Origin of the sequence: Cupriavidus taiwanensis (assembly GCF_900250075.1) — a bacterium.
GTDB classification, from domain to species: Bacteria; Pseudomonadota; Gammaproteobacteria; order Burkholderiales; family Burkholderiaceae; genus Cupriavidus; species Cupriavidus taiwanensis_C.
This window is the reverse complement of the sequence record NZ_LT977072.1, coordinates 100579-111063: the sequence shown is the minus strand read 5'-3', so window position 1 is coordinate 111063 and position 10485 is coordinate 100579. Positions and strand designations below refer to the sequence as shown.

The following is a 10485-nucleotide window of genomic DNA, read 5'->3' as shown; positions in this document are numbered from 1 at the left end:
AGCGGCCACGTGTTTGTGTTCCGTGGCCGACGCGGCGGTTTGGTCAAGGTGTTTTGGTAGAGCGGTGATGTCATGTGTTTGCTGATGCAACGGCTTGCACGCGGCGTTCGTTTGGCCGAGTTCACTCACATGGGTAACACTTTGAGACTTAGATATCTCTTGTGAGGTTTCCGTTCATCTATTCCTCCAATCACGATGGGGCCGAAGTGAACATGCCAGAGACCTTCCTCGATCGCTTCAAGACCAACCAGCTCGCCATGCAGTAGGTGCCCGACGTACATCACCACATTGCGACGTTTGAGCAAGCCGTTGGTGCTCACCCGGTGCGTCTCCATGTAGCTCGGATAGCTCATCTCCGGCAGCCGGGCTGGGTACTCCCGATTCGAGGATGTGTAGCAACTGTGCGGCGTGCGCTGGCTCAGCGCCTCATGGGGCCGCTCTTCGTTGTAGAACCGCCGGAACGCGTCCATGCGCCGCTGCTGCGCCGCCAGCGTCGCCGCTGGCGGCAACACTGTCGCGCGCTTGAGCGTGCGATGCATGCGCTCGTGCCGTCCGTTCTGTTCCGGACGCCCCGGGGCAATGCGCTCTGGCACGATCCCCAGCTTGAGCCACCAGATCGACAACTGCGTCAGCCCGCCGCAACTGGTCGATGCGAACGGCACGCCATTGTCCGTGCGCAGCCGGTCCGGTAGCCCATAACGACGGAACAGCCGCTCGAACGCCGACTTCGTCGGCGCCAGTTGCGGCCCGCCCAGGCCTTTGCAGCCCAGCAGGTATCGGCTCGCGTGGTCCATCACCGTGAGCGGATAGCACCAGCACTGGTCCGCAGTCAGGAACTGCCCCTTGAAATCCGCGCTCCACAGTCCGTTGGGCTCGCGCGCAGAGCGCAGTGGCGTGCCGTACCGCGCCACGCGCCGGCGCTTGTGCCGCGGCTCGATCCGACCTGCGGCCTTGAGGATGTTGTAGATCGTCGTGCGAGAGGGTACCTCGGCCTCGCCAAACCGCTCGGCCAGCCGTTTCTGGATCTTCTTCGGCCCCAACTCCGTGCCGCCATGCCCGCGCAATTGCAGGACCGCCTGGCGGATCGGATAGGCAATCCGCTCTTGGTCATGCCGGCAGCGGCTGCCTTCGTTCAGCCCGTTGAGGCCTTCGTTCGCATACCGCTCGATCCACTTGTAGCCGGTCTTGCGGCTGATGCCATAGCGCTCGCACAACGCACTCACGCTATCCCTGCGTTGCAGCTGATCGATAACAAACAACAATCGTTGTTCCATAGGTGTGAGCTCACTCCAGGGCATGGGCATCTCCCGGTGGCAGTCGCCCATGCAGGGTAGAAAACTGTTACCTATGTGCTTGAACTGTTCTGTTACCTATGTGGGTGAACCGTACCCGCGATGCATGCATCGGGCATCTGGGATGCATGCATCGGGCATCTGGAAGACTTGGTAAAATCGCAGAAGGCAGGGGGCGGCAACGGACAAGGCCGAAATCGAACATCTCAAGTTGCTGATCGCTAAGCTGCGCCGCATGCGGTTCCGGCAACGGCTTGCGTTGCGCCTGTTCCGGCACCGTGCGCGGCGTCCTGGGGAATCTCGATCGGTGCCGCGTGTTCGTCGGCCTCGAGTTCTTCAAAACGCAGTTCAAGTAGTTCGATCTGGCGGTCCAGCTTCTCCGAGCTGTGGCTTAACTAGCTTCTGGGTCATACGCCATGTCCGAGCCAAGCTGGCATGTTTATGTTGCGATCACATCAGGCCGCTTCGCCGAGCCGCCCGATTGAGCGTGGCATAGCGTTGAGGACAACCGGCCGACCAAGTTGCAAGACGCCATTCCATCCACCTCGACACGGATTCCGGGATACGGTGCGCGCAATCAGATGATTGGATCAATGCCACCACTACGCTGATATAGCACTAGAACATGCGCGCGCCCTTGCATTTTACTTGTAATAATCAGGCGAGCACAGTTCCTTAACAGTTAGACCTTCGGGTGCTTCCAGAAAACCGTACTTTGCCAGGATGCTTTTAACTGTGCCATCAGCTTTCAATTTCGCGAAGCTCGCATTGTATGCATCGCGTAGATCGGCATCCTCGGGCCGAAACACCATGGCACCATAGTTAGCGGACTCACGACCGTTCTTTAGTATGCGCCCTTTAAATGGAACGGCGCGTTCAATACGATCCTTAAGCGCAGGTTGTTTAAGAAGTGTATCAACAGTTGCAGCACCAAACGTGATAGCGTCGATCCGTCCCGCGACGAGCGCGGCGACTCCAGAATCAACACTCTGGAACAACTGCATCCGCTCTCGAGGAATGCCTGCGCCTACTGCATTCTCGGTATTGGAGCTGCCCCGACCACCGCCCATTCGAATGGCCGAATTGCCGATAACATCTTCATAGCTGTGAATTTTAAGCGGATTACCTTTCAAAACAAGCATCCCATCGACGCTAGCAAGATCTGGGTTACTGAAAATTACTTGCTTGCACCGAGGTGCGGTGATACCCATACCGGCCGCAACAACGTCGACTTTTTTCGCAAGCACGCTCGGAATAAGCGCGCCAAACTCCATATTAACAAATTCAAAGCTCTTGATTCCTAGGGGCCGTAAAACTGCCCTAATCAAGTCCGGGTGAACACCGGAAACACTGCCATCAGGATTAATAAACGACCAAGGCGAATTGTTGGTTATACCAATCTTGATACTACTCTCTCGCAGAACACGTTCCTTAGTCTGCTGAGCCGTCGCGGCCGTTGAGGCCGTCATGCCAATGGCCACAGCAATATATATAAACATTTTTGAGAATGAAACCATCTTTGCCCCCTGCTTGTAGTAGGTGGCGCTTATTGCGCCATTTTAGCAACTGATCTGCGAAAGACTATCATCCGATATCCGAACCGTTACTCCAGAAACCCTATGCTAGTGCCGTTTTCGCGAAATTAAGAAGATCTAATACAGGAATAGAGGTGACTTCACGGATTTTTTTCCGAAAATCCGGAACCAACGTGCATTCCAGCACCAAGACACCGATGTTATTGAAAGCCCCGTCCTTATCGAACGCCTCAACCAGGCACTCAGTCAACTGTCTGGCCATACCGTCTTTGCTCCAACGGCATGGATTTTCGTCGGCGCACCGGTCAAAGACCCAGTTCGCCCAGTCAGGCAGGTCATTGATGCTAAGAAAACGAAGGCGGTCAAACCCCGAATGATTCTTCAATAGAGGTACAAGCGGCTTCGCGTCCCACGTGATAATCCCAACAGGCGACTTAGTCATGCGCAATGCGAGGTCGAGAAATTCGAGCGCACTGGTCAATACGGGCGTAGCTGTTTGCCCATATAGGTGTTCACGGGACGCCCACATATAGCCGCAATTCCCGATGATCAGATCGGTGCGTCCATCGAGTCGCTTAGCTGCCTCCAAAATGCCATTGGCAGCGGCGGTAGTCGGAATCTTGTTGGACACTGCATCGGCACCCTGTGCAATGGTCTTGCTTAAAGGCACCGGCCATAGAGCTGGGTCGTCCACCATGAAAGGCATCACTGACTCATGGCCACTCTCGCACGATTGTTTCATTTCGTCACCGGAGTCAAGCTTGATGACTCCCAGAACCGGCCTTTTTTTTTCACGAGAGTCAGCGTCTCCCACCCCACTGTCACCTTGCTTGAGTTCTGATGCTGTCATTTGGAGCTTACACTGATTCATAGGATTCCATGGCATGATGGAAACACGATGGGTACCAGTTCCGACGAGCCCTTTTTGTTCACTGGGTCATCCTGGTTAACTTCAACAACGCGGACAAAAGAGTATAGGTCAATAGTGGGTGTATGCTGTCAAGTCAGTCAACTTCGCGCGCTCCCCATGACGGCTTCGAGTGATACTGTGCCCTCCTTCGACAGAAACAATCGGTAGTGGGTGATCGTAAGGGGCGTCCTCTTTGTACCCATGCGCAGTAACAACGAGCACCACATGTGCTTCGGAAGAAACGGTTCGCTGGCGGACAAGTCTCCTGACGCCAGACAGCGCTGCTACACTGGAAAGTTCCGCATAGAGTCCCGCTTGTGCCAATTTCCGCTGATCACTAATAACCGCGGCCTCATCGACGGTCGCGATTCTTCCACCGGTCAAGCGCAATGCCTCCAGCGCCTGATAGGTTACAGTAGATCCGCCAATTGAAGCCATTTTCGATTCCCCCGGGAAATCACCTCGCAAGTCTGCACCATCGAAGACCCGGGCGATTCGAGGAAACGGCTCCACGGCATGCACCTTCGGCACCGTTGGAACAAGGCCTGCCTTCTTAAGGTCCAGATAACCCCGTGCGATACCCCATAGGATGTCGCCTCTCGCTGTCGGGACGATGATGTCAGTCGGCCGAGCATCAGCATCACATTGACCATATAATTCCAGCGCGATCGCTCGGTAGCCGTCTACGCCAAACGGATTACTTCCCACAGGAGGTGTCAAATAGTTCGTAGCCGGATACCACTCTCCCGCAACGGCTTTACGACGAATAAGTTCCCATCGTTCCTCCGGAGTCGCAGTGGCGATCAGCTCAGCCCCATGCATTTCTACAGCGCGGCGCCAGTTGCCACTCATTTTTGGCGTAGTGACGACCACGCATCGTAGTCCAGCGCGTGCTGCATATGCGGCGAGCGAGACGCCGGCGTTACCACTAGACGCCGCTGAAACGGTGGTCGCGCCGATTTCTTTAGCGCGCCGAACAAAGAGAGCACTCATCCGATCCTTGTGGGAGCCGGTCGGATTGGCACTTTCGTTCTTCGCGAAAAGCGCCCGAATGCCAATTTCCTCAGCCAACTTAGGTAACGCAACAAGCGGAGTCCTCCCTTCGCCGAGGAAGGGTCCGCCAGGATAGGCCAACCATGCTTCAGGGTGGTCACGGTCATAAGTGTGTGGGACTTTCTCGTAGTGTGGCGCGACACTAACGGGAAAGCCCTCCGCCAAGCAAGCGGGGCACCCTTCAAAATAGTCGGCGATGGGATGCGAGGTGCCGCACCGGATGCAATTCATGCCGGTGATGTACAAGTTAAGTGATGTCCCGCTCATCGTCATTGCCTAGTTCAGTTATCCGAAATGTCTCGCATCAATCCGTAAAGGCAGTCGCCGCGCCGCGTAAGGGTTGGAAAACGATGACACGCAATAAGCCCGGAAGCGGGAAAAGACAGCGCGATTGGAGGCTCCGTCGGGCGACAGAATGAGTGCAAGTACCCCGCATGCTGCCCCGCTGTCACATCAACTCCGACGGCAACTGCCGGTTCAAATAGCCCATCAGATTCGGCGTAGAGATAATATTCCCGGCCCGGAACGTCAGTCATGCGGGTTTCATCGGCCACAGCAACTTCGCGGTCCTTTCGAATCCCCAAATGGCTGAGAAGTCGTCTGACACCCGAACTGGCGATGTCTTTCCCCTTCTGACGGTAAGTTGCACCACCTCCCAACTCTGCCGTGATGACAGGGACGCCCAACAGTTCGGCCGCTGCGGCTAAGGTGGTATTGCCTCCCCCGCCGTTGCCATCAGTCAAATAGCTCACGGGTGCGCTAAAAACCTTCACTAGTTCTAGCAGTTGTCGATGGCGCTCACGATCTGCAGACGGACGAATTAGAGCACAAGGCTGATATTCAAGTGAGCGTCCTCCGGAATGAAGGTCTACAACAACATCCGCCAGGGGCAAGATGACTTCAGTAACATAATGCGCGATCATTTCTGTCGCGGTACCATGTGCCTTTCCCGGATAGACGCGGTTTAGATTACCCTCGTCAATAGGGGACACGCGCCGCCCAGCCTCGACAGCCGGATAGTTAAGTGCGGGAAGAATGATGATCCTGCCGTGGATCTGGCTCGGCTCGACAGAACGCGCGAGCTCCATTAAGGCTATCTGCCCTTCATACTCGTCGCCGTGCGTTCCGGCGATGAGAACCGCTGTCGGTCCGTCGCCATTGCGGATACAAACAACCGGAATTGGAATCCAGCCATAGGCCGATAGGTCGGTTGAAATCGGCAACCGTAGGCAATCGGACTGCTTTCCGTCACGATTGAAATCGATCGGCGACCAAATACGCGTTGGTGTCGACATTACTAAGCCTTTATTTAAAGAATCACGGGAATTACTTCTGGCGACAGTGCTGATAGGAATTCAACGCCATCATCGCGCACATATATCACTTCTTCGAATTGGAACACTGCGCCATCTCGTTCTAGCTTTGGCTCGATATGTAGGATCATGCCAGGGCGGATTTCGGTGTGGTCACTGGAGGAAAGCGATGGTGGTTCAGTCACGTCCATGCCGCCACCATGACCGATTCGAGAGACCGCCCCATATAACTGACCAGGCTTGAATTTATTCCACAGTCTGCCAAAATTGGCGTAGACGTCTGCGCACGTCATGCCACCTCTGACGGAACGCGCGAGAGCATGAGTCAAATCCCGCATAAGCGTGTAGGTCTCTCTTTCCCACTGCTCCGGTTCACCCGCTCGTGCGGTACGGTTTCTGTCCGCTGGGTACCCGCCATAGGTTGCTCGAAAGTCCGTCCAAATATAATGCCCTGGTTCCAGCCGCCTTTCACTAGGTTGGCGGCCATAGGCGAAATCGCCTTTACTGAATAGCATCGCTATCTGATCAGCGCTTTCGGCACCATTCAGAAAAATTTCAGCTTGCATACGCTGGTAAAGTTCGTACTCCGGCATCCCAAGGCGCGCGTCTGCAATGGCGCGATCGAAGGCGTCATTTACGATAGCGAACGCAGTACGTTTTAGCGAAGCTTCAAAAGGTGATTTGATAAGACGAACGCGCCAGAGTGTCTGCGCAGCGGTCAGCACTTTACCGCCCGAAGACAGATTATTCAGCGTATCGACGAGCTCTAATGAACCGACCCCGACCATATCCTGCCCATAATCAAGGCCAATTCTAGGCGCAATGCCTTTGCAGGACTTGCAAATGCTATTCACCACCAGCTCGACGGCCTCAGCGAGGTATCCGTCATAATATTGTGCTGTAAATGCTCGAGGCTTTAAATTGACATTCTTTGACTCGGTCTTGCTGCCCAACACAAAGAAGTCATTTGCGGTGATAATTCCGAAGACCGGTCGAGCTTTGTACGCCCAAGATAGCGTGTGAAAATCTGCGAAATATTGGATGTTCTTCTTATCGGAAAGGACGATCACGTCGAAATGATCTCGCTCCATCTCTTTGCGGATAATCCGCAAGCGCGCCTCAAGTTCATCGTGAGGGACATCGGGTGCAGGCGGAAGTGGGCGAGCGATTTTGACAGGAATGGAATTTTGATTCATCGTGATTTCTCCGCGCTGATCCCGCTATTGCGGGAACGGCGCAATAGCAACAAAGTCGCCTCCTTCCAACTCTGTCCTTAGAGGTGTGGCGAACGTCATCTAGATATACCTAGTATGCTATGCTGACACAATCATGTCAAGCCTTGCCTTGCGAGTGCCACCAAGTGCCATGCATGCCCCTCTACGTAGCTCCATGGCTATTGAATTGGCGATCGGGGTTTTCCAAAAATTGTGCATTGTCCACATATGGCTGAAATGAAACTGGCCGATATGAGAATGCGCTCATGCGACGCGCGCCCAAGGGCGGCCCAGACTATCTGGAGACCGCACAGCGTGCCGCTGGGGCGATGAGGCCGGACCGCCATCCGAAGACGTGCGCAGGCGCAGCTTCGCGCCAATCGAAAACTCCGGTGCTACGCATCAAACAGCAAGCGCGAGGCCTGTCGATCATTTCCACGGTCAACAATCGCCAAAAGATGTGCCGATCCAAGGCAACCAACTCAAAGCCTGCTCCATGTGGGCACGGGCCGCCCTGAATTCGCCCAAGCGGAACACGGTCGATCCAAGCACTTGATGTGCTTCAGTCAGCTGGAATCCTGCGCTCCGTGCGCGGGGTCGATCAGCCTTTCACCCAGTGCTTGCGCGGTATTGAGCTCACAGCGCAGCAGGTAGAATGCGCCGAGAAGCATTGCGGCGCGCCCCCTACCTACTCGCTCAGCGCGAGGCCCGCACGTAGATTGTCAGCACCTCCCGGAGCTGCGGGCGGTCATCCCCCGCGGGGCCTAGCGTGAGCAGCAACGTCAGTTCTTCCTGGATCCGATCCGGCGTGTCAGGCGCTGCTTGAGCAGTTCGAGCGCGCTTCTGAAATGGCCAACCGCTTCGAGTTGGGCGGAACGCTGCTTTGCCTACCGGCTTCAGGTATTCAACCGCCTTCGGCACATTCCCGCTCTGCCTGTAATGATGTGCCAACTCATTGCAATACTCCTTGAGCCGGTCCGGGAACAGCGCCTTGATTGCCTGCACGTTCGCTCGTGCAGCAGGCTGCGCTGAACCGATAGCAGGCTTTCCCGCGACCTCCTGGTCAACGAATGTTTGAACGCGTATTCGACCTCGGGGTAAGCGGAAAATGAAATTCCCGCCTGGGGGTCGACCAGCAGCGGGTGCAGCGCGGCTTCGGACTGCCCCGTCACATGCCGGCCCCCTTGAAGGCAATTCGGTGCCGATGACTGCGAGCGTCTGCCAGTAATTCTTTTTGCGGCATCGACAACCTATCAATCCGATAGCGCGGCGGGGGGTGGCCTAGCAACGCGCCTTCCTCGGCCGGAGTTTGGACCACTCCTTCAATAAAAAAGGTGCCTTCGGTCTTGGACAAGATCAGTTGCTTGAGCGGCATCAGCGAGGGACCTCCCCGAGCAGCGCCGTCACCAGGATTTGTGGCTCCGGGCTCAGCTTTTCCTACTGCAGTTGTGTGCACACGGCTGGCTGCCCCAGTCCTGGCGGTATTCGGGGCGCTAGTTGACTCGCAGCAGTAGCCTTGCTTGCGGCACCTGCGCGATCAAAACAGCGAGGAACGCTTCAGTCTCACTACCGACCCATTCGACCAGCACCATCAACGTCTGGTTCTGACTCTCGCGCACCAGTTTTGATCAAAATCAAATCCGCCTATAGATTGCGTTCACTAAATTTATGGGATCCCGCGAACTTTTCCTATAGTCGAAGAAGTGCATCCGCGATTAATATCGATCTGATCAACAAAGGAGAAATTATGTACCTTATAGCTGCAACCAAACTCCGGCGCCTCTGTTGGACATATCGCAATGTATAGCCGCTCTGGCACCGTCACGCAGACTCTCACGCAGTACGCAGTGAGACCAAAGAACAGGGTTATGCAATAGCACACATACATAGCACCGCTAAGCAGAGAACGCCTTTATGTTCTTCCTATGAATTTTTCCGCATGAGATGAATCATGGACCAGGTTCAAAAGATCGCCGTAAAAAACAACACCGGCTATGTGTTCAAATTCTCCGTCAAGTGGCAGAGTAGCGACGGCACGTGGCACATCACCACGAAAGAATCCGACGATTATCCCACGACACAGTCTAGAACTCTCGCGCTCGACGAGATAGGCGTTCCGGCCGATGCGAGCGCAGTGACGCCCTACGGGCATACGGTGGACCCAAAGTTGGGTCATGCTCAAGGAACGCCGTGCGTTACTTTCGCGCCGAACAATAGAATCGCAAGGTACGAAGCAACCGTGACACGTGAAGGAGTGCTTATAATCGTTCTTGAGAAGAACGGCTAACAAAATTCCTCGACGAATCGGGAGCAGACGATAGCGCAGGCGAGCGTGAACAGAGCGATATGGATGTTCGAGGCGGCGTTCGAAGCGAATGCGCGGCTTGCCGAACCCGGCTGCTCTACAACCCAGAGATGTTTGCCAAGGCACTCGTTCTTCTCGATGCCACGCGCGTGCGATTCGGGGAAAGATGTCTCGCTTGCTCAGATGGCGACAGCGCCGTGCGAAGTCATACCCCTTGTCGGCGTTGTCAGGGCGGCATTGTTAGTCGGCCAGACAAACCAGCCACTGCTGTTATTGCATCGACCAAGTCTTCGAAGACAACCGAGTCGTGCCGTGGCACAAGTGACAGTCAGTGCCAGAGGAACGCCCCGCCGATCTACGATGAGATGGTGTTTGCTGCCGAGTTTGTTTGGCACGATCTGTAGGGTTCGGCCCGGTCTGCTCGCCCCTCCGGGGGCTGACCACTGCTGCGCAGTCAATGCTCGCCCCACTCCAATCGATCTGGTCGTGCTCGCGCAAGCGGGTCAGCAGGGCCAGATGCGCGCGCTCGCAGATGCCGCTGGCCTGCCAGTGGCGCAGCCGACGCCAGCAGGTCATGCCGCTGCCGAAGCCCAGTTCCTGCGGCAAGTCTTCTAACGGAATCCCGGTCTGCAATACAAGATACCGTTCAGCGCTCCTCGGCACTCAGGCCATGTTCGGTGATGTCTTGGACCATCTCGACTCGACGGGCAAACGTAAGTCGGACATTCTTATGGGTGTTCATCCGGTTGAACTCTTGGAAGTCTGGGTGTTGGCGACTTCCAGTTTCCAGCCTCAGCTCGGATGAACCACGGATACAACGTATTGAAGCTTCACAACTAGCGTTCAAAAGGTTTCTGCGACCG

The 10485-nt window shown here is 55.5% G+C and carries 9 protein-coding genes and 2 pseudogenes; 2 read left to right on the top strand and 9 right to left on the bottom strand.

Annotated features, from left to right (window positions below; translation table 11 throughout):
• Positions 1–125: 125 nt before the first annotated feature.
• Complete coding sequence (locus tag CBM2588_RS29265; RefSeq protein ID WP_115684027.1) at positions 126–1298, bottom strand: integrase core domain-containing protein; 1173 nt, start codon at positions 1296–1298, stop codon at positions 126–128.
• Positions 1299–1415: 117 nt separating this feature from the next.
• Between CBM2588_RS29265 and CBM2588_RS31730 the strand changes: the two are divergent.
• Positions 1416–1790, top strand: a pseudogene (locus CBM2588_RS31730) (IS66 family transposase); the annotation flags it as partial.
• A gap of 146 nt (positions 1791–1936) precedes the next feature.
• On the opposite strand, the gene ehuB reads toward CBM2588_RS31730, so the two are convergent.
• The 7 genes from ehuB to CBM2588_RS29230 form a co-directional block, all read right to left on the bottom strand.
• On the bottom strand, positions 1937–2809 hold the full coding sequence (gene ehuB, locus CBM2588_RS29260) for an ectoine/hydroxyectoine ABC transporter substrate-binding protein EhuB (protein ID WP_115683845.1): 873 nt from the start codon (positions 2807–2809) through the stop codon (positions 1937–1939).
• A 100-nt stretch (positions 2810–2909) separates the two neighbouring features.
• Positions 2910–3677, bottom strand: a complete 768-nt coding sequence (locus CBM2588_RS29255; RefSeq protein WP_115684026.1) for a hypothetical protein — start codon at positions 3675–3677, stop codon at positions 2910–2912.
• Between the two features lie 129 nt (positions 3678–3806).
• Entirely contained in the window at positions 3807–5036 is a 1230-nt protein-coding gene (locus CBM2588_RS29250; protein WP_231942346.1) for a threonine synthase, read from the bottom strand.
• 35 nt (positions 5037–5071) lie between these two features.
• The gene (locus CBM2588_RS29245; RefSeq protein WP_115683844.1) at positions 5072–6085 is read right to left on the bottom strand and encodes a succinylglutamate desuccinylase/aspartoacylase family protein; all 1014 of its coding nucleotides are present in this window, start codon (positions 6083–6085) and stop codon (positions 5072–5074) included.
• A gap of 14 nt (positions 6086–6099) precedes the next feature.
• On the bottom strand, positions 6100–7299 hold the full coding sequence (locus tag CBM2588_RS29240) for a M24 family metallopeptidase (protein WP_115683843.1): 1200 nt from the start codon (positions 7297–7299) through the stop codon (positions 6100–6102).
• Between the two features lie 714 nt (positions 7300–8013).
• The gene (locus CBM2588_RS29235; RefSeq protein WP_147298462.1) at positions 8014–8322 is read right to left on the bottom strand and encodes a hypothetical protein; all 309 of its coding nucleotides are present in this window, start codon (positions 8320–8322) and stop codon (positions 8014–8016) included.
• 163 nt (positions 8323–8485) lie between these two features.
• Positions 8486–8692 carry a hypothetical protein gene (locus CBM2588_RS29230; RefSeq protein ID WP_147298461.1) on the bottom strand — a complete coding sequence of 69 codons (207 nt, stop codon included), beginning with the start codon at positions 8690–8692 and terminating at the stop codon, positions 8486–8488.
• Positions 8693–9268: 576 nt separating this feature from the next.
• On the opposite strand from CBM2588_RS29230, the gene CBM2588_RS29225 reads away from it, so the two are divergent.
• Positions 9269–9604, top strand: a complete 336-nt coding sequence (locus CBM2588_RS29225; protein ID WP_115683842.1) for a hypothetical protein — start codon at positions 9269–9271, stop codon at positions 9602–9604.
• On the opposite strand, the pseudogene CBM2588_RS29220 reads toward CBM2588_RS29225, so the two are convergent.
• Positions 9601–10258 (bottom strand): annotated as a pseudogene (locus tag CBM2588_RS29220) (IS5 family transposase); the annotation flags it as partial. The gene CBM2588_RS29225 and the pseudogene CBM2588_RS29220 sit on opposite strands and share 4 nt — an antisense overlap.
• Positions 10259–10485 lie beyond the last annotated feature (227 nt).

What these genes read in the sequence shown, in the direction of transcription:
- CBM2588_RS29255 (WP_115684026.1), bottom strand. Translation starts at nt 3,677, where the DNA reads ATGACAGCATCAGAACTCAAGCAAGGTGACAGTGGGGTGGGAGACGCT.
- CBM2588_RS29240 (WP_115683843.1), bottom strand. Translation starts at nt 7,299, where the DNA reads ATGAATCAAAATTCCATTCCTGTCAAAATCGCTCGCCCACTTCCGCCT.
- CBM2588_RS29245 (WP_115683844.1), bottom strand. Translation starts at nt 6,085, where the DNA reads ATGTCGACACCAACGCGTATTTGGTCGCCGATCGATTTCAATCGTGAC.
- CBM2588_RS29265 (WP_115684027.1), bottom strand. Translation starts at nt 1,298, where the DNA reads ATGCCCTGGAGTGAGCTCACACCTATGGAACAACGATTGTTGTTTGTT.
- ehuB (WP_115683845.1), bottom strand. Translation starts at nt 2,809, where the DNA reads ATGGTTTCATTCTCAAAAATGTTTATATATATTGCTGTGGCCATTGGC.
- CBM2588_RS29225 (WP_115683842.1), top strand. Translation starts at nt 9,269, where the DNA reads ATGGACCAGGTTCAAAAGATCGCCGTAAAAAACAACACCGGCTATGTG.
- CBM2588_RS29230 (WP_147298461.1), bottom strand. Translation starts at nt 8,692, where the DNA reads ATGCCGCTCAAGCAACTGATCTTGTCCAAGACCGAAGGCACCTTTTTT.